General features: G+C 72.4%; 21 protein-coding genes. 12 read left to right on the forward strand and 9 right to left on the reverse strand.

Annotated elements, in window-relative coordinates:
- The first annotated feature begins 5 nt into the window (after nt 1–5).
- Complete coding sequence (locus tag AC5JJ1_RS06970; protein WP_495784385.1) at nt 6–1,967, forward strand: polysaccharide biosynthesis protein; 1,962 nt, start codon at nt 6–8, stop codon at nt 1,965–1,967.
- A gap of 30 nt (nt 1,968–1,997) precedes the next feature.
- Here AC5JJ1_RS06970 and AC5JJ1_RS06975 read toward each other — a convergent pair whose 3' ends face one another.
- From AC5JJ1_RS06975 to AC5JJ1_RS06985, 3 genes are all read right to left on the reverse strand, one after another.
- Nucleotides 1,998–2,747 (reverse strand): carbonic anhydrase, encoded by a 750-nt coding sequence (locus AC5JJ1_RS06975; RefSeq protein WP_495784386.1) that lies wholly within the window; start codon nt 2,745–2,747, stop codon nt 1,998–2,000.
- 78 nt (nt 2,748–2,825) lie between these two features.
- A complete protein-coding gene (locus AC5JJ1_RS06980; protein ID WP_495784387.1) occupies nt 2,826–3,797 on the reverse strand; it encodes a Gfo/Idh/MocA family oxidoreductase in 972 nt (323 codons plus the stop codon).
- A gap of 28 nt (nt 3,798–3,825) precedes the next feature.
- On the reverse strand, nt 3,826–5,373 hold the full coding sequence (locus AC5JJ1_RS06985) for a DHA2 family efflux MFS transporter permease subunit (RefSeq protein WP_495784388.1): 1,548 nt from the start codon (nt 5,371–5,373) through the stop codon (nt 3,826–3,828).
- Nucleotides 5,374–5,557: 184 nt separating this feature from the next.
- On the opposite strand from AC5JJ1_RS06985, the gene AC5JJ1_RS06990 reads away from it, so the two are divergent.
- Nucleotides 5,558–6,730, forward strand: a complete 1,173-nt coding sequence (locus tag AC5JJ1_RS06990; RefSeq protein ID WP_495784389.1) for a DegT/DnrJ/EryC1/StrS family aminotransferase — start codon at nt 5,558–5,560, stop codon at nt 6,728–6,730.
- Between the two features lie 81 nt (nt 6,731–6,811).
- Nucleotides 6,812–7,546: a DUF1194 domain-containing protein gene (locus tag AC5JJ1_RS06995; protein WP_495784390.1), complete on the forward strand. Its 735-nt coding sequence runs from the start codon at nt 6,812–6,814 to the stop codon at nt 7,544–7,546.
- Between the two features lie 59 nt (nt 7,547–7,605).
- On the opposite strand, the gene AC5JJ1_RS07000 is transcribed toward AC5JJ1_RS06995, so the two are convergent.
- Nucleotides 7,606–8,028, reverse strand: a complete 423-nt coding sequence (locus AC5JJ1_RS07000) for a DUF3775 domain-containing protein (RefSeq protein WP_495784391.1) — start codon at nt 8,026–8,028, stop codon at nt 7,606–7,608.
- A 197-nt stretch (nt 8,029–8,225) separates the two neighbouring features.
- On the opposite strand from AC5JJ1_RS07000, the gene AC5JJ1_RS07005 reads away from it, so the two are divergent.
- Genes AC5JJ1_RS07005 through AC5JJ1_RS07015 form a run of 3 tightly spaced genes read left to right on the forward strand, consistent with a single transcriptional unit; the run spans nt 8,226 to nt 10,422 of the window.
- The gene (locus AC5JJ1_RS07005; RefSeq protein ID WP_495784392.1) at nt 8,226–8,585 is read left to right on the forward strand and encodes a hypothetical protein; all 360 of its coding nucleotides are present in this window, start codon (nt 8,226–8,228) and stop codon (nt 8,583–8,585) included.
- Between the two features lie 26 nt (nt 8,586–8,611).
- Nucleotides 8,612–9,343: an aspartate/glutamate racemase family protein gene (locus AC5JJ1_RS07010; RefSeq protein ID WP_495784393.1), complete on the forward strand. Its 732-nt coding sequence runs from the start codon at nt 8,612–8,614 to the stop codon at nt 9,341–9,343.
- Nucleotides 9,340–10,422 (forward strand): calcium:cation antiporter, encoded by a 1,083-nt coding sequence (locus tag AC5JJ1_RS07015; protein WP_495784394.1) that lies wholly within the window; start codon nt 9,340–9,342, stop codon nt 10,420–10,422. Before AC5JJ1_RS07010 ends, AC5JJ1_RS07015 begins: the two co-directional genes overlap by 4 nt.
- On the opposite strand, the gene AC5JJ1_RS07020 is transcribed toward AC5JJ1_RS07015, so the two are convergent.
- The 3 genes from AC5JJ1_RS07020 to AC5JJ1_RS07030 are packed head-to-tail and all read right to left on the reverse strand — an operon-like array spanning nt 10,412 to nt 12,264.
- The gene (locus tag AC5JJ1_RS07020; RefSeq protein WP_495784395.1) at nt 10,412–11,155 is read right to left on the reverse strand and encodes an FkbM family methyltransferase; all 744 of its coding nucleotides are present in this window, start codon (nt 11,153–11,155) and stop codon (nt 10,412–10,414) included. The two genes, AC5JJ1_RS07015 and AC5JJ1_RS07020, sit on opposite strands and share 11 nt — an antisense overlap.
- The gene (locus tag AC5JJ1_RS07025) at nt 11,152–11,820 is read right to left on the reverse strand and encodes a glutathione S-transferase (RefSeq protein WP_495784396.1); all 669 of its coding nucleotides are present in this window, start codon (nt 11,818–11,820) and stop codon (nt 11,152–11,154) included. The genes AC5JJ1_RS07020 and AC5JJ1_RS07025 overlap by 4 nt, the downstream gene beginning before the upstream one ends.
- A gap of 3 nt (nt 11,821–11,823) precedes the next feature.
- Nucleotides 11,824–12,264: a DUF29 family protein gene (locus AC5JJ1_RS07030; protein ID WP_495784397.1), complete on the reverse strand. Its 441-nt coding sequence runs from the start codon at nt 12,262–12,264 to the stop codon at nt 11,824–11,826.
- 60 nt (nt 12,265–12,324) lie between these two features.
- On the opposite strand from AC5JJ1_RS07030, the gene aptA reads away from it, so the two are divergent.
- From aptA to AC5JJ1_RS07050, 4 genes are all read left to right on the forward strand, one after another.
- Nucleotides 12,325–13,656 (forward strand): omega-aminotransferase AptA, encoded by a 1,332-nt coding sequence (gene aptA / locus AC5JJ1_RS07035; RefSeq protein WP_495784398.1) that lies wholly within the window; start codon nt 12,325–12,327, stop codon nt 13,654–13,656.
- A 4-nt stretch (nt 13,657–13,660) separates the two neighbouring features.
- Complete coding sequence (locus AC5JJ1_RS07040; RefSeq protein WP_495784399.1) at nt 13,661–14,431, forward strand: hypothetical protein; 771 nt, start codon at nt 13,661–13,663, stop codon at nt 14,429–14,431.
- A 142-nt stretch (nt 14,432–14,573) separates the two neighbouring features.
- Nucleotides 14,574–15,602: a CobW family GTP-binding protein gene (locus AC5JJ1_RS07045; protein ID WP_495784400.1), complete on the forward strand. Its 1,029-nt coding sequence runs from the start codon at nt 14,574–14,576 to the stop codon at nt 15,600–15,602.
- Nucleotides 15,599–16,636, forward strand: a complete 1,038-nt coding sequence (locus AC5JJ1_RS07050) for a WD40 repeat domain-containing protein (protein WP_495784401.1) — start codon at nt 15,599–15,601, stop codon at nt 16,634–16,636. The genes AC5JJ1_RS07045 and AC5JJ1_RS07050 overlap by 4 nt, the downstream gene beginning before the upstream one ends.
- 7 nt (nt 16,637–16,643) lie before the next feature.
- Here AC5JJ1_RS07050 and AC5JJ1_RS07055 read toward each other — a convergent pair whose 3' ends face one another.
- Both AC5JJ1_RS07055 and AC5JJ1_RS07060 read right to left on the reverse strand, forming a co-directional pair.
- Complete coding sequence (locus tag AC5JJ1_RS07055; RefSeq protein WP_495784402.1) at nt 16,644–17,822, reverse strand: mandelate racemase/muconate lactonizing enzyme family protein; 1,179 nt, start codon at nt 17,820–17,822, stop codon at nt 16,644–16,646.
- Nucleotides 17,822–18,994, reverse strand: a complete 1,173-nt coding sequence (locus AC5JJ1_RS07060; RefSeq protein ID WP_495784403.1) for a CaiB/BaiF CoA transferase family protein — start codon at nt 18,992–18,994, stop codon at nt 17,822–17,824. Before AC5JJ1_RS07060 ends, AC5JJ1_RS07055 begins: the two co-directional genes overlap by 1 nt.
- 59 nt (nt 18,995–19,053) lie before the next feature.
- Between AC5JJ1_RS07060 and AC5JJ1_RS07065 the strand changes: the two genes are divergently transcribed.
- Nucleotides 19,054–19,830, forward strand: a complete 777-nt coding sequence (locus tag AC5JJ1_RS07065) for an enoyl-CoA hydratase (protein ID WP_495784404.1) — start codon at nt 19,054–19,056, stop codon at nt 19,828–19,830.
- A gap of 95 nt (nt 19,831–19,925) precedes the next feature.
- Complete coding sequence (locus tag AC5JJ1_RS07070) at nt 19,926–20,336, forward strand: hypothetical protein (RefSeq protein ID WP_495784405.1); 411 nt, start codon at nt 19,926–19,928, stop codon at nt 20,334–20,336.
- Nucleotides 20,337–20,635 lie beyond the last annotated feature (299 nt).

The following is a 20,635-nucleotide window of genomic DNA, read 5'->3' on the forward strand; positions in this document are numbered from 1 at the left end:
GCGCCATGGCCCGCCGCGCGCCGCACCGAATCCTGCTGAACCTGCTGCTCGACAGCCTGATCGCCTGCCTCGCCCTGCCGGCAGCGATGGCGCTGGCCGCGCCCGGTGCCTGGCCGCCGGAGCCGACCGCCCTGCCCTGGTGGCTGCTCGCCCTGCCCGGCGCGGCTCTGACGCTGCTCGCGGCCGGGCTGCCGGTGCGACTGCCGCAGCAGTACTGGCGCTATGCCGGCCTGCCGGACCTCCTCGGCATCGCGGGCGCGGCGGTGATGGCCGCGATCCTCTTCTCCGGCGGGCTGCGCCTGCTGCATGGCTGGGAGCCGCCGAACCCCGCCTTCCCAGCCATCCATGCGCTCACCCTCGGCCTGTTGCTCGGGGCGCCGCGCGTCGCCGGGCGGCTGCATCACGGGCGGCGCGGGCCGGAGGGCGTCGGCGCTGCCCAGCCCGTGCTGCTGGTGGGCGCCGGGGACGGCGCCAGCCTCTTCATCCGCGGCCTCGCCCAGGAGCGGAGCCCGAGCTACCGCGTGGTCGGCATCCTCTCCATGCGCTCGCGCCAGGCGGGGCGGCGCATCCAGGGCCACCCGATCCTCGGCACGGCGGACGAGATTCCCGCCGTGCTCGACCGCATGCGGGACGAGGACCGGCTGCCGGCGCTCATCGTGCTCACGACCTCCCATGTCCAGGGCCTCGCCCTCGAGCGCCTGCTCGATGCCGCGGACCGCCACGGCGTCCCGGTCCGCCGCGCCCCCTCCATCACCAGCCTCGACCCGGCCGCGCGGCGGATGGATGACCCGCTGCAGGCGAAGGAGGCGCAGCCCGTCCAGCTCCGCCCCGTCCTCATCGAGGACCTGCTGGACCGCCCGCAGGTGCCGCTCGACCGCGAGGGCATGGCGCGGCTGATCCAGAGCCGCCGCGTCCTCGTCACCGGCGCCGGCGGCACGATCGGCGGCGAGCTGGCCCGGCAGGTGGCCGCCCTCGGCCCGGCGCAGCTCACCCTACTCGACCATGGCGAGTTCGCGCTCTACGAGATCGACCTCGAGCTCCGCGAGCGCAACCCGGACGTCCCCCGCCGCGCCGTGCTCGCCGATATCCGCGACGAGTCGCGCATGCGCCGGCTGATGGAGGAGCTGCGCCCCGAGCTCGTCTTTCACGCCGCCGCCCTCAAGCACGTCCCCATGGTGGAGAACGACCCGCTGGAGGGGCTGCAGACCAACGCCCTCGGTACCCGGATCGTGGCCGATGCCGCCCGCTCGGTCGGCTGCAAGGCGATGGTCTTCATCTCCACCGACAAGGCGGTGAACCCGACCAGCGTCATGGGCGCCAGCAAGCGCCTGGCCGAGATGTACTGCCAGGCGCTGGAGCGCGAGGCCCGCGCCACGGGCGGCATGCGCTGCGTCACCGTCCGCTTCGGCAACGTCCTGGGCTCGACCGGCTCCGTCGTGCCGCTCTTCCGGCGCCAGCTCGAGCGCGGCGGGCCGCTCACCGTCACCCATCCGGACATGCGCCGCTACTTCATGACGGTGCGCGAGGCGGTGGGCCTCGTCCTCCAGGCCTCGGTCATCGGCGCCGAGGACCGGGACGACCAGCCCAAGGAGTTGGCCGAGGGCGGCATCTTCGTCCTCGACATGGGCAAGCCGGTGAAGATCGTCGACCTCGCCCGCCGCATGATCCGCCTCGCCGGCCTCAGGCCGGAGGAGGATGTGGACATCCGCTTCACCGGCCTCCGCCCCGGCGAGAAGCTCTACGAGGAGCTGTTCCACGGCCAGGAGCCGCCGCGCCCGACCGAGTTCCGCGGCCTGCTGATGGCGACGCCCCGCACCGCGGACCCGGCGCTGGTCGGCCGCGCCATCGACGAGATCGCCGCCAGCAGCCGTGCCGGCAGTACCCGCGCCGCCCTCGCCCAGCTCGGCCGGCTGGTGCCGGAGTTCACCCACAAGGCGGAGGGGGAGGAGGCGCGGAAGGCGCAGTAGCCGCCGCCCTTCCATGCGGGGCCGGGAGGTTCAGCGCTCCTCGAGCCAGTCCACATTGCCATCGTCGAGGTCGTAGCGGGCGGCGACGATCTTCAGCCGGCCCTCGCGCAGCTGCTGCTGCACCACCGGGCTCTGCGTCCTGAGCCGCGTCGCCACGCGCCGGGCATTCGCCACCACCGCATCGTCCAGCTCCACCTCGCCGGAGGGGCGGCGGGCGGTGAGCACCGCGGGGATGATCGGCTGGATCATCTCGCCGATCACGCCGGGGAAGGTCGCGTTCCGCTGCACTACGTCCAGCGCCGCGGCGACGGCGCCGCAGCCCTCGTGCCCGAGCACCACGACCAGCGGGCAGCCGAGCACGCCGACGCCGTACTCGACGCTGCCGAGCGCCGCGGTATCGACCGTGTTGCCGGCATTGCGGACGATGAACAGCTCGCCGAGGCCGCGGCCGAACAGCAATTCGGGCGGCACCCGGCTGTCGGAGCAGCCGACGAGCACGCAGAAGGGCGCCTGCCCGCGCGCCAGCTCCACCCGCCGCTCGCGGCCCTGGGCGCTGCGGAAGGGCGCCTCGGTGCGGAACTGGTCGTTGCCGGCCTTCAGCAGGCCGAGCGCGGCATCCGGGGTGAGATCCGTCTTCGGCACCGGCCCTGCCGCCCGGGCGGGGCCGGGCGGCAGGGCCAGGCTGGCCAGCAGGGCGCCGCCGGCCATCACGGCGCGGCGCCCCGGGACGGCGGGGCGATGGACCAGGCCGCCGCAGCAGCCGCAAGCGTCATGACGCATCGGATATCCTCCGGACCTGACGAGGTGCCAGAGGCAACGCGCGACGCCGTGATTCGGCCAGGGCGGCGGATGCCGCGCTCAGGCGCGCGGGCCGGCCGCCAGGATCGCCTCCACCACCTCCTGCACCTCCAGCGCCTCGCGCAGCGTCGCCAGGTGGTGCCGCTCGCCGCGGGTCATCGCCGCCACGCCGGCGAGCTGGTCTCTCAGGACCAGCGGCCGCATGCGCTCGTTCGGCAGCGCATCCGGCGCCTGCGCCCAGGCACCATCCGGCCCGCGCCGCTCGGCGAAGGACCAGTCGCGCAGCCGGATCGCACCGTTCAGCGTCCAGGCATTGTGGTCGTCCTTCGTTGTGGTCCCGACGCCGCCCAGGAGCTGCACGGGCACCCCGCCGGCCCGCAGCCGGGCGCGGATCGCCGTCTCCGCCCCATCCCCCGGCGGGAAGTCGACCGTAGCCTCCTCCAGCGCAAGCGGGCCGAGCTGCCGCCGGGTGAGGAAGAGGAAATGGGAGACCACCTCCCGCGTGAAGCCGCCTTCCGCCCGGCGCGCGAGCCACCCTGCCGCCTCGCTCTGCCAGCCGCGCGGCCAGGCGGCGAAGCCGACCTCGATCTCGAGCGCCGCCGGCCGCAGCCCCTCGCGCCAGGCGGCGAGGTCGCGCACCGCGGGCGAGGAGGCCATCGGGAAGTTCACCGCCGCCCGCGCGCCCCCTGCCTCCGCCCGGGCGACGAAGGCCCGCGCCTCGGCCAGGTCCGTCGCCAGCGGCTTCTCGAGGAAGACCGCCCGCCCTGCCGCTAGCGCCGCCTCGGCCAGCGGGATATGGGCCGCCGGCGGCGCGGCGACGTACAGGCAGTCGCAGGCCGCGATCACCGCCTCGGCGGAGCCGAGCATCGGCACCCCGCCCGGGACCGCGGCCAGCCGCCCCCGCGCCGCCTCCGCCGGGTCCCACACCCCGGCCGGGCGCACGCTGCCCGCCGCGTGGTCGAGCGCCGCGCGGAGCAGCCGCTCCCCCATGATGCCGAAGCCGATGATGCCGAGGGCGATGGGAGCGGGCATGGCAATGATCCTGGATGGGGCGCCGCCCTCAATCCGCGTCGCCGAGGCTGTTACGCAGCGTCAGCTCCGGCAGGCCGAGGACGAGCAGGAAGGCCGCCGTCATCACCACGCCGCTGAGCAGGAAGCAACCCGTCAGCGCCGAGCGGTAGGCCGCCCCGACCGCGGCCTGCTGCGCGGGGCCCATCCCCGCCATCGCCTCGATCCCGTGCTCGGTCAGCCGGGCCAAGTCGAGCCCGCCCCCGATGCCCGCCAGCGCCGCCGAGAGCCGCGAGGTCATGATCATCCCCGAGGCCGCCACCCCGATCGCGGCGCCGAGCGAGCGGACGAAGGCCATCGCCCCCGTCGCCGCGCCGAGCTCGCGGTGCGCGACCGCATTCTGCACCGCCGTCGTCAGGTTCGGCATGCCCATGCCCATGCCGAGCCCGAGCGCCCCCATCGACACCAGGAAGGCCGCCGGCCCCGCCGCCATCCAGGCGAAGAGGGCAAGGCTGGCCAGCGCCGCCGCCTCCAGCCCGAGCGCGGCCAGCAGGAAGGGCTTGTTCCGCCCGAGCCGGGAGACGATCCGCCCCCCGATGACCGAGCTGAGCACCATGCCCACCACCTGCGGCAGCATCATCATCCCGGCGACCGCCGGGCTCATCCCGAGCACGAGCTGGAAGTAGAGCGGCAGGAAGACGGTGGAGCCGAGCATGGCGAAGGTCATCATCCCGCCCACCGCGACGCCGCGGGCGAAGATCGCGTTGCGGAACAGGGCGAGGCGGATCAGCGGCTCCGGCGCCCGCAGCTCCCACCAGAGGAAGAGGCCGATCAGCCCCGCCGTCCCCAGCGCCAGCGCCAGGCTCTCGACCGAGGCCCAGGGGAATTCCGTCCCGCCCCAGGCCAGCAGCAGCAGCAGGGCGGCGGTCGCGCCGGCCAGGAGCGCCGAGCCGAGATAGTCGACCTGGCGCGCCTGGCCCGAGGGCGGCGCCTTCAGCCCGATGGCGATCATCACCATAGCGAGCAGGCCGATCGGCAGGTTCACGTAGAAGACCCAGCGCCAGGACAGCGCCGAGGTGATGACGCCGCCGAGCAGCGGCCCGGCGACGCTGGAGAGCGCGAAGGTCCCGGTGAAGAGCCCCTGGTAGCGCGGCCGCTGCCGGGGCGTCACCACGTCGCCGATCACCGCCTGGGCCAGCACCAGGAGCCCGCCCGCCCCGAGCCCCTGCAGCGCCCGGAAGCCGATCAGCTGCCCCATCGACTGCGCCGCCCCGCAGAGCAGCGAGCCGACTAGGAAGAGCGAGATGGCGACGAAGAACAGCCGCCGCCGCCCGTAGAGGTCGGAGAGCTTGCCGTAGAGCGGCGTCGTCGTGGTCGAGGTCAGCATGAAGGCCGTGACCACCCAGGAGAGATGCGCCATCCCCCCGAGCTCGCCTACCATCCGCGGCAGGGCGGTGTTGACGATGTTCTGGTCGAGCGCCGCCAGCATCATCGCCAGCAGCGCCCCGGCGAGGACGGTCCTGAGCCGCACCGTGGGGTGGGGCGCCGCCTCGGGCATGGGGTCCGGCAGGGCGGCATCGGTGCGGATTCGGCTGCTCACGCGCTCTCCTCGGCCCGGGCGGGCAGGCCCCGGGGCGGCCCTTGGGGGTAAGGCGGGCCGACGGGGCCGGTTCCGGCCGCCCTTCTACGCCCGCGCGGGCGCCAGCCCATGCCCCGACGCGATGTTGCGCTTCGATACCGGGCTTGATTTGTCCCGTCCGCCCCGGCGGTCTATCCCCGGGGGCATGAGTACAGCCGCACCCCGCCCCATCGCCTTCTTCGACATGAAGGCCCAGCAGGCGCTGATCCGGGCCGAGATCGATGCCGGCATCGCCCGCATCCTCGACCATGGCCGATTCATCCAGGGCCCCGAGGTCGATGCGATCGAGGCCGGGCTCGCCGAATTCTCCGGCGCCGCGCATGCGGTCGGCGTCTCCTCCGGCACGGATGCGCTGCAGATCGCCATGATGGCCGAGGGCATCGGGCCGGGCGACGCCGTCTTCCTCCCCGCCTTCACCTATACGGCGACGGCCGAGGTGCCGCTCGTCCTCGGCGCCACGCCGGTCTTCGTCGATGTCGAGGAGGGCAGCTTCAACATCGACCTCGCCGATCTCGAGCGCCGGCTGGAGCTGGTGCGGAAGGAGGGGCGCCTGCGCCCCCGTGCTGTCGTCGGCGTCGACCTCTACGGCCTGCCGGCCGACTGGCCCGCCATCGAGGCGCTCTGCGCCAGGCACGGCATGTTCGCCCTCGACGATGCCGCCCAGGCCTTCGGCGGTGCGCTCGGCAACCGCCGGCTCGGCACCCATGGCCATGCGACGGCGCTGAGCTTCTACCCGACCAAGACGCTCGGCTGCTACGGCGACGGCGGCGCCATCCTCACCAACGATGCCGACCGGGCGGAGCTCTACCGCTCACTCCGCACCCATGGCGAGGGCAAGACGCGCTACGAGGTGCAGCGCACCGGCATGAACGGCCGGCTCGATTCCATCCAGGCCGCCATCCTGCTCGCCAAGCTCCCCCTGCTGGAGGGCGAGCTAAAGGCGCGCGCCCGGGCCGCCGCCTGGTACGAGGCGCATCTCGCCGGCCGGGTCCGCACCCCGCAGGTCCCGGCCGGCGCCAGCAGCGCCTGGGGCATCTACACGGTGGTCCTGCCTGATGCCGCGGCCCGCGCCCGCGTCCAGGACAGCATGAAGGCGGCCGGCATCCCGTCGGCGATCTACTACCCGAAGCCGCTGCACCACCAGCCGGCCTATGCCGCCGCCCATGCCGGCAGCATCGCCCAGGGGGACAGGTCCGGCCCGCCGCCGCTGCCGGTCAGCGAGCGGCTTTGCCACCAGGTGCTCTCCCTGCCGATGCATCCCTACCTCACCGAGGAGGATGTGGCCGGCGTCGCCGCCGCCGTAATCGCCGGACTGTAATCGTTTCCTTGGCGGTTCGTGCTTGAACCGCCGTCCGCGCGCGGGCTTCCATGACGGCCAAGCGTCAAGGAGGCGACGGTCGTGCCGTACTCCACTACCATGCGGCTCGGCCGTCGCGCCCTGTTGGGTGCGGCCGCCCTTGCGCCCGGGCTCGCCCGGGCCGAGGGCGAACCGGTGGACGTCCTGCTGGTCCTCGCCGTCGACGTCTCGCGCTCGGTCGATGAGGACGAGGCCCGGCTCCAGCGCGAAGGCTACCGCAACGCCGTCTCCGACCCGGCGGTGATCGAGGCCGTGCGCGGCGGCATGATCGGCGCCATCGGGCTGGCCTATGTCGAATGGGCCGGGGCCGAATACCAGCGCCTCCTGCTGCCCTGGCACCGCATCGCCGGCGCCGGGGATGCCGAGGCCTGGTCGGAGCTCCTGGCCGAGGCCCCGCGCGCCTCGCTGTCCTGGACATCGATCTCGAGCGCGCTCGACTTCTCGCTGAAGGTGCTGAACGACGCCCCCTTCGAGGCGATGCGCCGGGTGATCGACGTCTCCGGCGACGGGGTGAACAACAGCGGCGGGCCGGTGGAGCTGGCCCGCGACCGGGTGGTGGCCGAGGGCGTGACCATCAACGGCCTGCCCATCGTGAACGACCGCCCCACCTTCGGCCGGATGCCGCCGGTGCCGCTCGACGAGTACTACCGCGAGAACGTCATCGGCGGCCCCGGCGCCTTCGTCGTGGTCGCCGAGGACTTCCAGAGCTTCGGCAATGCGGTGAAGCGGAAGCTGATCCGCGAGATCGCCGCATTGCCCGCGACGCCGGCGGGCTGAGCCCCTATTTCATCGCATGATTCACGCCTTCGGCCGTTCCAGCCCCCGGCGATCATGCCCTACCGCTCGACATCCTCGATCGAGAGGCCGAAGGCCGCGACGCCCTCGGCCAGCAGGTCGCCCAGCATGTCCATCTGGAGGAGGTAGGCGCCTGCCGCCATCTGCTCGTTCCGCTCGTTGGCGAGGCGCACCGCCTCCTCCCAGTCCTCCGGCCCGTAATCGCCGCGGCCGGTCCAGGCCAAGGCGATGAGCGCCGCCTGCTCGTCCTGGTTCAGCCCGTCGATGAAGGCGACGAGCGTTTCCTCGGTCATGTCGTCCGGGTCTTCTTGCAGCAGCGCCGCCTCGCTGTCGTCATCCTCGGAGAGCTGCTCCGGGTCGCCTTCCTCCGTGCCCTGCAGGGCCCGCGCATGGTCGACGACCGTCGCCACGGTTTCCAGGCTGATGCCCAGGTCGACCTCGTCGTCGTCAGTCGGTGGTGCCATCGCCCCCGGTCCCCTCAAGCCCGCCGCGGCCGGGATGGCCGCGACGGACCCGTTAAGAGCCGGGACCGACATCGGTTCCCCGGCTTCATGACGAATGGGCACCACACCAATAAGAGATGGAACAGGGGGTCGATATCGACGTTTCGGGGATATGGCTGCTGTCGTTGAGACAGGCCTGCAATGGGAGCCCCCAACCCATGGATCTTAAACGCCTTGCTACGCTGCGGAAGGCCCTCCCCCTCGGTCTTTTTGCCGCCGGCCTCGCCCTCCCCACCCCCGGCGGGGCGGCGCCGCCGGAGATCGAAGCGCCTTCCCTGGTCTCGCCGGGCCTCGGCTGCGGCGCCGCGCCGAGCTCGACGGCCCTGCTCGGCCGCGTGGCGGCGCAGCGGCACCGGCAGCAGGCCCAGCGCGGGCAGCGCCGTCAGGCCGAAGCGGCCCCGGCGGCGGAGCCCGTGCCGAGCCTCGCGCATGCCTTCTACACCTGCGCCGCGATGCCGTTGACCGCCATGCCGGTCGGCACCGGCTGGCTCGCGGTGGGGCCGATCCGTCGGAGCTGAGGCGAATCCGGGTTATGCTCCCCCGCATGACCCGGCTCCTGATCGTCAACAGCAACACCACCGAGAGCGTCACGGCCCGCATCGCCGCGGCAGCCCGGGCGGTGGCGCCGCCCGGCACCGCCATCGAGGCGGTCTCGGCCCCCTTCTGCCTCCCGCTCATCGTGACGCGGGCGGACTGGCTCCTTGCGGGGCCCGCGACGCTGGCGGCCCTCGCCGCCCGGCGCGGCAGCTATGATGCGGCGATCATCGCCTGCTTCGGCGATCCCGGCCTCGATGCGGCGAAGGAGCTGCTCGACGTGCCGGTCCTCGGCATCTCCGAGGCCGCCTTCCATGCCGCCGCCATGCTCGGCCGGCGCTTCGCCGTGGTGAGCTTCACCGCCGCCCTGCGCCCGGTGTTCGAGGATTGCCTCGACCATCACGGCCTTCGCGCCCGCTGCTGCGGTTTCCGCATGGGCCCGCCCATCGGCGGCGACCCGGGCCTGGTGGCGGAGGAGCGGCGCGAGCTGCTGGTCGAACTCTGCCGCCAGGCGGCGGCGGAGGATGGCGCCGAGGTGGTGATTCTCGCCGACGGGCCGCTGGCCGGCCTCGCCCCGGTGCTGCAGCCGCAGGTGCCGGTGCCGCTGGTCGACGGCACCGAGGCGCCGGTGCGCCTCGCCGTGGCGCTGGCCGGGCTGGCGCCGCCCGGCGGGAAGCGCCGCGCCCGCCCGCTCGCCGGCTACGATGCGGACCTCGCCCGGCTTTACGCAGGTGAAGCGTGACGCTGCTTCGCCTCCTGGCCGGCTGGGGCAGCGTCGCTGCCTTCCAGCTCTTCGGCGGCGCCTGGCTCGGCGGCCTCGCCGACCCGCTGCCCGCCGCGCTGCTCTTCGCCTGGCTGCTCGGCGTCATCGTCTGGCTTGCCTTCGGCGTGGTGCATGAGGCGGAGGAGCTGGCGCACCGCCTCGGCGAGCCCTACGGGACGCTGATCCTGACGCTCTCCATCGTCGTCATCGAGGTGGCGCTGATCGCGGCCGTGATGCTCGGCGCGCAGGAGGCGCCGACGCTCGGCCGCGACACCATGTTCGCCGTGCTGATGATCGTGCTGAACGGCGTGGTCGGGCTCGGCCTGCTGCTCGGCGGCCAGCGGCACCTGGAGCAGAGCCACAACCTGCGCGGCGCGGCGGCCTATCTCTCGGTCATCATCCCGCTGACGATCATCGCGCTGGTGCTGCCCAACTTCACCACCTCGACCAGCGACGGCACGCTGAGCCCGCTGCAGGCCGGCTTCTTCTCCTTCTTCACCCTGGCGCTTTACGGCATCTTCATCTGGCTGCAGACCGGGCGGCACCGCGGCCATTTCATGGACCCGGAGGAGCCGGCCGAGGAGGCGCCGCCGCCGCCGCCGCAGGGCAAGCCCTGGCGGCATGTCGCGCTGCTGCTGGCAGATATGCTGCCCATCGTCATCCTGGCGAAGAGCCTCGCCAAGGTGCTCGACTACGGCATCGCCGTGCTCGGCGCCCCGCCGGCGCTGGGCGGCGTGCTGATCGCCATGGTCGTCTTCACGCCGGAGGGCATCTCCGCGCTGCGCGCCATCGCCGCCAACCAACTGACGCGCGCGGTCAATCTCTGCCTCGGCGCGGCGACCTCGACCCTTGGGCTGACGGTGCCCGCGGTGCTGGTGATCGGCCTCGCCACCGGGCAGCGGGTGGAGCTCGGCCTCGCGCCCGCGGGGATGGTGCTGCTGGTGACGACGCTGATCCTCTCGGCCCTCACCTTCTCCCGGCCGCGGACGACGACGCTCGAGGGCGCGGTGCACCTGACGCTCTTCGCCGTCTTCCTCGTCCTTATCTTCAACCCATGAGGCGAGCGGGCTCCAGGCTGGCATAGACGTCGCCGCTATTGGCCTCGGCCGGCAGGGCGGCGACCCAGCCGGCCATCGCCCCGGCGCCGATGGGCGCCGCATGGGCGAGTTCCATGCTCTCGCCGAGGCAGGCACTGAAATGCCGGTAGCCCAGCGCCGCAAGCCGGTCGAGGCAGGCGAGCGCCACGCCGCGCTGGATGGTGGTGAATTCGAAGGAGAGGCTGCGCGGCGCCGAGGACAGCCCGGCCAGCGCCGCCGCCTCGTACCCCTCGACGTCGATCTTGACGAAATCCGGTTGGCCCTGCGCGGCGATCAGCGCATCGAGCGTCGTCACCGGTAGGGTGAGCGCCGCGTCCCAGCGCTGGCCCTCCCAGCCCGGTGCGCCATCGGCCGCGGCGATGAAGTCCTCGCTCGCCGTGGCAACGGTCGGGTTCGCGCGGTTGAGCCGCAGCACCGCCTCCCCCGCCTGCGCGCCCACCAGCGCCGCGACGCGCACCACGCCCCTGTCCCGCCCGAAGAGCAGCCGCAGCAGCCGGGCAAGGCGCGGCTGCGGCTCGACCGCCACCGCCCGCGCGCCGAGCCGGCGGAAGCTTGCCACCCGGTCGCCGACATGGGCGCCGACATCGAAGCCAAGCTCCCCTTCGGCGAGGAAGCGCCGGTGGAAGGCGTCGAGCGCCGCCGCCCGCCCCGGCGCGTAGTAGGTGCGGAGGCTCCGCCCGATGGGCGAGGTCATGCGCGCGGGGCGTGCGGCGGGTTCTCGTACTTGTCGAGCCGCCAGGCCTCCGGCTCGGCGGCGGCATCGGCATACCAGCGCTCCACCAGCGGATGCGCCCGGGCGGCCTCGACATAGTCCCAGGCCTCCGCCCGGATGTCCGGCCGCCAGGTGATGAACCGCGCCACCACCGGCGCATACATCGCATCGGCCAGGCCGAAGGCCGCGCCGCCCAGGAAGGGCCCGCCGGAGAGCGCCCGCGCCTCCCGCCAGATCGCCTGGACACGCGCGATATCCGCCAGCGCCTCCGGCGTCCGCCCGCCGCCGGCGAAATCCCGTCCGAGATTCATCGGCATCGCCTGCCGCAGCCCGCGGAAGCCGGCATGCATCTCGGCCGCGATGGCGCGCAGATGCGCCCGCAGCAGCCGGTCCTCCGGCCAGAGCCCCGGCGCCTGCTCGGCGCAGTATTCGGCGATGGCGATGCTCTCCCAGACCTTGGCCCCGCGGTGCTCCAGATAGGGCACGAGGCCGGCCGGCGTCGTCGCCTGAAGGGTGGCCGAAGGCGTCGCCTCGAGGGCGACCAGCACCTCCTCCACATCGAGTTCGGCGAGCTGGAGGGCAAGCCAGCCGCGCATGCTCCAGGAGGAATAGCGCTTGCTGCCGATGACGAGGCGGCCTTCGGGCATGGGTCAGTCCTTCGGTGTCAGGCCGGCGAGGAGCGCGTCGAGCGGCATCGCCTCGTCCAGGAGTTCGTCGAGGGTGAGGGGGCAGGCGCCCGGCGGGGCGGGCAGCGGTTGGCCGAGCCTGTCGGCCGCGACGTCGCAGGCCAGCCGCCATTCGCGGGCGAGCTCGGGCTCCACGAGGCGGCGCATGGAGGGCCGAAAGGGCCTTACGGCATTCCGGCGGAAGACCTGCACCTCGCCGCGCTGGTGATGCACTGCCGTCGACTGCGGCGCATGGGCCAGCAGCAGCAGGAGGTGGCTCCGCACCTTGTCGACCTGCTCGGTCCTCAGATCCTCCACCTCCTCGATCAGGTTCGGCAGGTCGAGCTCCTCCACGGGGTTCGGCCGCGCCGCCGCCTGTTCCTGGGTCCAGGTGAAGAAATCCCGGCCGTGCAGGCTGCCATCCATGGCCTTCCGCTCCTTCGGCGCCGAGCCTAGCATAGAGACGCCGCGCCCGGAGCCCGCCCGATGAACGAGATGAACGTGCCGCGTCCCAACAATCTGGACGCCTACTGGATGCCCTTCTCGGACAACCGCTACTTCAAGTCCAACCCGCGCCTCCTCGCCCGGGCCGAGGGCATGTTCTACACGACGGCCGACGGGCAGGAAATCCTCGACGGCACCGCCGGGCTCTGGTGCTGCAATGCGGGGCATGGCCGGCACGAGATCAAGGAGGCGATCCAGCAGCAGGCCGCCGTCCTCGACTACGCGCCGACCTTCCAGCTCGGCCACCCGATCGCCTTCGAGGCCGCCGCCCGGATCGCGGAGCTGACGCCGGACGGCATGGACCGCGTCTTCTTCACCAATAGCGGCTCGGAAAGCGCCGACACCGCGCTCAAGATCGCCCTCGCCTACCACAAGGCCCGCGGCGAGAGCGGACGCGTGCGGCTGATTGGGCGGGAGCGCGCCTATCATGGCGTCGGCTTCGGCGGCATGTCGGTGGGTGGCATCGGCGGCAACCGCAAGCAGTTCGGCGCCCTGCTGCCCTATGTCGACCACCTGCCCCACACCCACGGGATCGAGGCCAACCTCTTCGCCCGCGGCCTGCCCGAGCATGGTATGGAGCGGGCGGACGCGCTGGAGGTCCTGGTCGCCCTGCACGGCGCCGAGACCATCGCCGCCGTGATGGTCGAGCCGATCGCCGGCTCGACCGGCGTGCTGATCCCGCCGCGCGGCTACCTCGAGCGGCTGCGGGCCATCTGCGACAAGCACGGCATCCTGCTGATCTTCGACGAGGTCATCACCGGCTTCGGCCGCATCGGCACCAATTTCGGCGCCGAGCGGCTCGGCGTCACGCCCGACATCATGACCATGGCGAAGGGCCTCACCAATGCCGCGGTGCCGATGGGCGCGGTCGCCGTGCGGAACGGCATCTACGATGCGGTGGTCGACAATGCGGCCGCGGGCATCGAGCTCTTCCACGGCTATACCTATTCCGGCCACCCGCTCGCCGCCGCGGCCGCCATCGCTACCATGGAGCTGCACCGCGCCGAGGACCTGCCCGGCCGGGCGCGGGCCATCGAGCCGCTCTGGCAGGAGGCGACGCACAGCCTCAAGGGCCTGCCGAACGTGACCGACATCCGCGATTTCGGCCTGATCGCCGGCATCGAGCTGGCGCCGCGCCCGGGCAAGCCGGGGCAGCGCGGCACCGCCGTCTTCCGCCGCTGCTTCGATGCGGGCGTGCTGGTGCGCGTCACCGGCGACATCATCGCCCTATCGCCGCCCCTCATCATCGAGCCGCCGCATGTCGAGCGGCTCTACGGCACGCTGTCGGATGCCATCCGGGCGGAGGCGGCCTAGCGCCATGGCCGCCGGTCCGGGCTTCCCCACCCTCTCGGCCGCGGTCCTGGTCGATTTCGGCCGCGCCCGTGCGGGCGACCCGCGGGTCCGGCCGCTCACCCTCCTGCTCGCCGGCACGGCCGCGGCCGATGCCGCCCAGCTCCGCGAGGGGCTGGAGGGGGCCGGACATCGCTGCCTCCTGGCAGCCGACTGGACCGAGGCGATGGGCATCGTCAGCCGCACCCCGATCGATGCCATGGTGCAGGACCTGGCCTGCCCCGGCGCCCGCCGCTTCGAGGGGGTGAAGCGCCTGCGCGGCTGGCCCCCGCCCATCTCCCGCCTGCTGCTCGTCGCCCTGGCCGGCGAGCGCGAGCCGCAGCTGGAGGCGGCCTGCCTGGATGCCGGCTTCGACGCCATGGTCTCCCGCCCCGTCCCCGCCGAGGTGCTGGAGGCCGCGCTCCGCCGCCTGGTCGTCGCCCATAGCCCGGCCGAGCCGCTGGACCAGGCCCGCCGCGCCGCCCTGCTGGAGGAGCTCGGCCCCGAGGCCCGCCGTGCCCGCGACGAGACGGCGCTGGACGAGGCGGCCGCCTGCATCGCCGATATCCGCAGCCTGCCGGCCCTGCCCGATGTCCAGGCCGCGGCCGCCCGGGCGGCGGAGGTCTTCGCCTCGGTGGGCGCCGTGATTGCCGCCGCCGCCGCCCGCGCCATTGAGGCCGAGCCCGACCGCCGGCCGGTGCTGCTGCAACCCCTGGTGTCCGCCGCCGTCATGGCCAAGATGGCCCTGCGCCGGGGCTGAGCCCGGATCCGCCCGCCGGGGCCGGCCGCATCGGGCAACGGGGGAGCGCGGGCGAAAGGCCAGGCGCCGCCACCCTTTGCCCTCCGCCCCCGGCCGCCCCATATTCCCCGGCCAAGACCCCCTCCTTCCTGCGGAGCCCCCGATGAGCGACGTCAATCCTTCCCCCGGGCCCGTCCCCGTCACCGTACTGACCGGCTATCTCGGCGCCGGCAAGACCACCCTGCTGAACCGCATCCTCAGCGAGAACCACGGCCGGAAATTCGCCGTGGTGATCAACGAGTTCGGCGAGCTCGGCGTGGACAACGACCTCGTCGTCGACACCGACGAGGAGGTGTTCGAGATGAACAACGGCTGCATCTGCTGCACCGTGCGCGGCGACCTGATCCGCATCATCAACGGGCTGATGAAGCGCCGCGGCAAGTTCGACGGCATCATTGTCGAGACCACCGGCCTCGCCAACCCGGCCCCCGTTGCCCAGACCTTCTTCGCCGATGAGGACGTCAAGCGCACGACCAGGCTCGACGCCATCGTCACCGTGGTCGATGCCAAGCACCTGCCGGCCCGGCTCGAGGACAGCCATGAGGCGGCGGAGCAGATCGCCTTCGCCGACATCGTCGTCCTCAACAAGATGGACCTGGTGAGCGAGGCGGAGGCGGCCGAGGTCGAGCGCCGCATCCGCGCCATCAACCCCTATGCCGAGATCCGCCGCAGCACCAAGTCGGACGTGCCGATCGACAGCGTGATCGGGCGCGACGCTTTCAACCTCGCCCGCATCCTGGAGCGCGAGCCCGACTTCCTCTCGGGCGAGGACGAGCACGAGCATGACTCGGCGGTGAACTCGGTCTCCTTCGAGGTCTTGCGCCCGATCGACCCGGAGCGCTTCAACGCCTGGATCACGCAGCTTCTCGCCCAGAAGGGCCAGGATCTGCTGCGCACCAAGGGCATCCTCTACTATGCCGGCGAGGACCGGCGCTTCGCCTTCCAGGCCGTGCACATGATCGCCGATGGCGACTTCATCGGCGCGGTGAAGGGGGGCGATCCGCGTCGCTCCAAGATCGTCTTCATCGGCCGCGACCTGAACCGGCCGATGCTGCGCCGCGGTTTCGAGGCCTGCCAAGTCGAGGATGGCGCGAAGGTGGATGCCGAGGTCGCCCGCTGGAGCCCGGTATGAGCGACCAAGGGGCGGAGGTGAGCGATGCCGAATTCCTGCTCTCGGCCCGCGGCCGGTCGCAGGAGCTCGGCGCCTGGGTCGTCGGTCTCGCCTTCACCAAGGACGGGCGCTGCGGCTTCGGCCTTGGCGACGGCACGGTCCGCATCGCTTCGCCGGGCGGCGACTGGCTAACGGCGGAGGCGCATGACGGCGCCGTGCTCTCGCTCGCGGCGGATGCCGGGGACGGCTTCCTCACCGGGGGCGATGACGGCCGCCTCGTCCATACCGGTGCCGATGGCGCGGTGCAGGAGATCGCCGCGCTCGGCGCGATGAAGTGGGTGGAGCAGGTCGCCGCGCATGAGAGCGGGCTGCGCGCCGCCTCGGTCGGCAAGCAGCTGCATCTCTTCGGGGCCAAGGGCGACAAGCTCAAGACGCTCGCGCATCCGAGCTCGGTCGGCGGCATCGCCTTCGATGCGAAGGGCAAGCGCGTCGCGGCCAGCCACTACAACGGGGCGAGCCTCTGGTTCGTCGCGGCGAAGGAGGACAAGCCGCGCGTGCTGGAATGGAAGGGCAGCCACGCCGCCATCGCCATCAGCCCGGACGGCACGCATGTGGTGACGGCGATGCAGGAGAATGCGCTGCATGGCTGGCGCCTGGCCGATGGCCAGCACATGCGCATGTCCGGCTATCCGTCGAAGACCCGCTCGCTGAGCTTCACCGCGCGCGGCCGCTGGCTGGCGACGAGCGGCGCCGACAGCGTCGTCATCTGGCCCTTCTTCGGCGGCGGCCCGATGGGCAAGGCGCCGACCGAGCTGGCGGGCGGCGATGGCGTGCTGTGCAGCGCCGTCGCCTGCCATCCGCAGCATGAGGTCGTGGCAGCCGGCTTCGCCGATGGGCTGGTGCTCATCGCCGAGATCGCCTCTGGCAAGGTCGTGCCGGTGGCGCCCCCGGGCCGGGGCGGCGTCTCCGCCCTCGGCTGGAATGCCGCCGGCTCCATGCTCGCCTTCGGCACGGAGGAGGGTTTCGCCGGCCTGGTCGACCTCAACCGGCGGTAGCGGGGGCTCAGAGCTCCCGCATCACCGCCCAGAGATTGGCCTTCGCCTCGAAGCCGATGCCCGGCACCTCCGGCATGCGGATGCGGCTGTCCTCGACCGGCGTTTGATCAGCGAAGCCGCCGAAGGGCGCGAAGACCTCCGGATAGCTCTCATTGCCGCCGAGGCCGAGGCCGATGGCGATGTTCAGCGCGAACTGGTGCCCGCCATGCGGCACGCAGCGGCGTGGCGACCAGCCATGCTCCTGCAGCATCGCCAGCGTGCGCAGGTACTCGACGAGGCCATAGGACAGCACCGGGTCGAATTGCAGCACGTCGCGGTCCGGCCTGAGCCCGCCATGGCGGATGAGGTTCCGCGCGTCCTGCATGGAGAAGAGGTTCTCGCCGGTGGCGATCGGCCCGCGGTAATGCTCGGCGAGCGTCGCATGCGTGGCGTAGTCGAGTGGATCCAGCGGCTCCTCGTACCAGCGCAGGCGGTAGGGCTCGAGCGCCGCGCCATAGGCCAGCGCCGCATGCAGGCCGAAGCGCCCGTTGACGTCGACGCAGAGCCGCGAGCCGTCGCCGCCAAGCAGCTTCAGCACGGCCTCGATGCGGCCGACATCCTCCTTCAGCGCGTCGCGCAGCGGCGTGCCCGGCGCACCGCCGATCTTCATCTTGACGACGCTGTAGCCGAGGTCGAGGTAGCGTCGCATCTCCTCGACCAGCGCCGCCTCGCCCTTGCCGGGGTAGTAGTAGCCGCCGGCGGCGTAGATCCAGGCGCTGTCATCCGCCTCGCCGCCGCGGTAGCGATCGGCGAGCAGGCGCCAGAGCGGCACGCCGCGCAGCTTCGCCGCGGCATCCCAGAGCGCCATGTCGAGCGTACCGACGGCGACGCTGCGGTCGCCATGCCCGCCCGGCTTCTCGTTCCGCATCATCGCGGCCCAGGCGCCGGCCGGCTCTAGCCCGCCATCAGCATGGATCAGCGCCGCCTCCGGCGCCTCCAGCAGGCGGGGGATGAAGCGCTCGCGCAGCAGGCCGGGCTGGGCGTAGCGGCCATTGCTGTTGAAGCCGTAGCCCGTGGCGCTGCGCCCCGCGCCGTCCTCGACGGTGACGGCAACGATCGAGGCCGTCATCTTCGAGAAGTCGATATAGGCATTGGCGATGGCGCTGCTGATCGGCGCGCCGGCATCGCGGACGGAGGCGATGCGCATCAGACCGCACGCCTCTCGCGCAGCGCCGCCAGCTCCGCCTCGCCGATGCCGAACTCGGCCAGCACCTCGGCCGTGTGCTCGCCTCGCTCCGGCGTCGGGCGGCGTGGTGGCTCCACGCCGTCGAGGTTCATAGGCGACCTGACAAGTTTGAGCTTGCCAAGCTGCGGATGCTGCACCGCCCATTCGATGCCGAGATGCCGCACCTGCGGGTCGGCGAAGACCTGGTCCATGGCATAGACCGGCCCGCTCGGCACGCCCGCCTTGTTCAGCCGCTCGATCCAGTTGGCGCTGGTGTCTTCCAGCAGGGCCTTCTGCAGCAGCGCATTGGTCCTGGCGCGGTTGGCGGCGCGGGACTTGTCGGTGGCGAAGTCCGGGTCCCTGGCCTCTTCCTCGATGCCGAGCGTCTCGACGATCCGCCGCCACATCTCCTGCCCGCCGCCGGCGAGGTTCATCATGCCGTCCTTGGTGTGGAACAGGCCGGTCGGCACCGTCGTCGGGTGGTCGTTGCCTGCCTGCTGCGGCACCTCCCCCTTCATCGTCCAGCGCGTTGCCTGGAAGTCCATCATGGCGACCATCGCTTCCAGCAGGCTGGTATGGACCCAGCGGCCGCGGCCGGTCTGCTCGCGCTCCAGCAACGCCACGAGGATGCCGATCGCCGTGTAGAGGCCCGCCGTCAGGTCGGCGACGGGGATGCCGACGCGCACCGGCCCCTGCCCTGGCAGGCCGGTGACGCTCATCAGCCCGCCCATGCCCTGCGCGATCTGGTCGAAGCCCGGCCGCTTCGCGTAAGGCCCGGTCTGGCCGAAGCCGCTGATGGAGCCGAGCACGATGCGCGGATTGATCGCCGCCAGCGCCTCGTAGCCGATGCCGAGGCGGTCCTTCACGTCGGGCCGGTAGTTCTCGACGACCACATCCGCCTGCTCGACCATTCGCCGGAACAGCGCCAGCCCGTCCGGGTGCTTCAGGTTGATCGTCACGCCGCGCTTGTTGCGGTGGACATGCTGGAAGTCCGGCCCGTGCCGCTCCCCGCCCATGCCCTTGCCCGTATCGATCTCGTCCGGCGCCTCGATCTTGATGACATTGGCCCCCCAGTCGGCGAGCTGCCGCACGCAGGTCGGGCCGGAACGGACGCGGGTGAGGTCGAGCACGGTGAAGCGCGCAAGCGGCAGCATGGTTGGAGGCTCCTCCTGATGCCGGTAGCCTTGCCCCGAACCCCGGGGGAGGCAAGTCCATGGATGAACTGCTCTACGAGCGCCGCGACGGCGTCGGCTTCGTCACGCTGAACCGGCCGCAGGCCCGCAACGCCCTCACCTTCCCGATGTACGAAGCCCTGCGCGAGATCGCCCTCGGCGCGGCCGACGATGCCGAGCTGCGCGCCATCGTCATCACCGGCGCGGGCGAGAAGGCCTTTGCTGCCGGCACCGACATCTCCCAGTTCCGGGAGTTCCGTACGCCCGAGGACGCGCTCGCCTATGAGGAACGCATCGACCGCGTCCTCGTCGCGCTCGAAGAGTGCCCGAAGCCCACCATCGCCGCCATCGCCGGCGCGGCGACCGGGGGCGGCGCCGCCATCGCCGCGGTCTGCGACCTGCGCCTTGCTGCCGCCAATGCCCGTATCGGCTTTCCCATTGCAAAGACGCTCGGCAACTGCCTGTCGATGGCGAATTACGGCCGCCTCGCCGCGCTGATCGGCCCGGCGCGCGTGCTCGACCTCGTCTACACCGCGCGGCTCATCGAGGCGGAGGAGGCTCGCGCGATCGGCCTCGTCTCCGAGGTTCTCCCCGACCACGGGGCGCTGCAGGCGCGCGCCGAGGCGCTGGCCCGCACCATCGCCGGCCATGCCCCGCTGACGCTCCGCGCGACCAAGGAGGCGATGCGCCGTCTCCGCCTCGCCGCAAGGCAGGTCGATGGCGACGACTTGGTGACTATGTGCTTCACCAGCCGCGACTTCCACGAGGGCGTCGAGAGCTTCCTCGCGCGCCGTCCCGCGAACTGGACGGGGCGCTGATGCCACATCGCATGCGATATACCGTCTCTGTGAAATGAACCGGAAGGGCCCCGTTGCGCTGTCTCCATGACAACACGATCATGAGGAGAGACCGTATGCGACGCATCGCCATCTTTACGGCGGCTTTGGCCGGCCTCGCCACCGTCGGCTTCGTCGACGCCCAGGCTCAGACCGCGACCAACCCCACCGTCACCACCAACCCGAATTCCGTGCCGAATGCGCGGGGGACGCTTCCGCAGCCGAGCGGCGGCGTCACCAGCGGTGCCGGTGCGCCGACCAGCGCCACTGACGGCGTCATGCCGAGTGGTCGAGGCGCTCCGCCTCCGGGCCGCAGCGCCCCGATGGGCCTCGGCTCCGGCACCGGCGGCAGCGAGCTGACACCCGGCGGCGCCATCCGGCCCGGCAGCCCCAGCCTTGGCGGCGGCACCGGCGGCAGCAACGACTCCGGCGGCGGCAGCGGCAGCGGTGGTTCGGGCGGCGGCGCCGGCGGCAGCGGCGGCGGCTAAACCGGACGGGCTGTTCCAGCTTGGTCCTTTTGGCGCCACCCGGGCATCCTGCTCGGGTGGCGTTCCTTTGTGCTTAGAGGGGTAAGCCGGTCGGATCGGCCTGACGTCCGCTTCCGATCGCCGGCGCGACGAGGGCGTCGTCGTCTCACGAGGGTCGCCTCCCAAAAAGGACGGTCCTAAGCAAATGGAAGAGATGCGGCCGGCCGGCTGCGGGTTGTCCGTGGCCCAGTGGAAGCCACGGCTCCTAGCAGCCTGTCGGATTTGGGCCTGCCGGTGGTTTGTTGGGTGGCGAGAGGGTC

Source organism: Belnapia sp. (assembly GCF_059504005.1).

What these genes read in the sequence shown, in the direction of transcription:
- AC5JJ1_RS06970 (WP_495784385.1), top strand. Translation starts at nt 6, where the DNA reads ATGGCCCGCCGCGCGCCGCACCGAATCCTGCTGAACCTGCTGCTCGAC.
- AC5JJ1_RS06975 (WP_495784386.1), bottom strand. Translation starts at nt 2,747, where the DNA reads ATGCGTCATGACGCTTGCGGCTGCTGCGGCGGCCTGGTCCATCGCCCC.
- AC5JJ1_RS06980 (WP_495784387.1), bottom strand. Translation starts at nt 3,797, where the DNA reads ATGCCCGCTCCCATCGCCCTCGGCATCATCGGCTTCGGCATCATGGGG.
- AC5JJ1_RS06990 (WP_495784389.1), top strand. Translation starts at nt 5,558, where the DNA reads ATGAGTACAGCCGCACCCCGCCCCATCGCCTTCTTCGACATGAAGGCC.
- AC5JJ1_RS07000 (WP_495784391.1), bottom strand. Translation starts at nt 8,028, where the DNA reads ATGGCACCACCGACTGACGACGACGAGGTCGACCTGGGCATCAGCCTG.
- AC5JJ1_RS07005 (WP_495784392.1), top strand. Translation starts at nt 8,226, where the DNA reads ATGGATCTTAAACGCCTTGCTACGCTGCGGAAGGCCCTCCCCCTCGGT.
- AC5JJ1_RS07010 (WP_495784393.1), top strand. Translation starts at nt 8,612, where the DNA reads ATGACCCGGCTCCTGATCGTCAACAGCAACACCACCGAGAGCGTCACG.
- AC5JJ1_RS07020 (WP_495784395.1), bottom strand. Translation starts at nt 11,155, where the DNA reads ATGACCTCGCCCATCGGGCGGAGCCTCCGCACCTACTACGCGCCGGGG.
- AC5JJ1_RS07025 (WP_495784396.1), bottom strand. Translation starts at nt 11,820, where the DNA reads ATGCCCGAAGGCCGCCTCGTCATCGGCAGCAAGCGCTATTCCTCCTGG.
- AC5JJ1_RS07030 (WP_495784397.1), bottom strand. Translation starts at nt 12,264, where the DNA reads ATGGATGGCAGCCTGCACGGCCGGGATTTCTTCACCTGGACCCAGGAA.
- aptA (WP_495784398.1), top strand. Translation starts at nt 12,325, where the DNA reads ATGAACGAGATGAACGTGCCGCGTCCCAACAATCTGGACGCCTACTGG.
- AC5JJ1_RS07040 (WP_495784399.1), top strand. Translation starts at nt 13,661, where the DNA reads ATGGCCGCCGGTCCGGGCTTCCCCACCCTCTCGGCCGCGGTCCTGGTC.
- AC5JJ1_RS07045 (WP_495784400.1), top strand. Translation starts at nt 14,574, where the DNA reads ATGAGCGACGTCAATCCTTCCCCCGGGCCCGTCCCCGTCACCGTACTG.
- AC5JJ1_RS07050 (WP_495784401.1), top strand. Translation starts at nt 15,599, where the DNA reads ATGAGCGACCAAGGGGCGGAGGTGAGCGATGCCGAATTCCTGCTCTCG.
- AC5JJ1_RS07055 (WP_495784402.1), bottom strand. Translation starts at nt 17,822, where the DNA reads ATGCGCATCGCCTCCGTCCGCGATGCCGGCGCGCCGATCAGCAGCGCC.
- AC5JJ1_RS07060 (WP_495784403.1), bottom strand. Translation starts at nt 18,994, where the DNA reads ATGCTGCCGCTTGCGCGCTTCACCGTGCTCGACCTCACCCGCGTCCGT.
- AC5JJ1_RS07065 (WP_495784404.1), top strand. Translation starts at nt 19,054, where the DNA reads ATGGATGAACTGCTCTACGAGCGCCGCGACGGCGTCGGCTTCGTCACG.
- AC5JJ1_RS07070 (WP_495784405.1), top strand. Translation starts at nt 19,926, where the DNA reads ATGCGACGCATCGCCATCTTTACGGCGGCTTTGGCCGGCCTCGCCACC.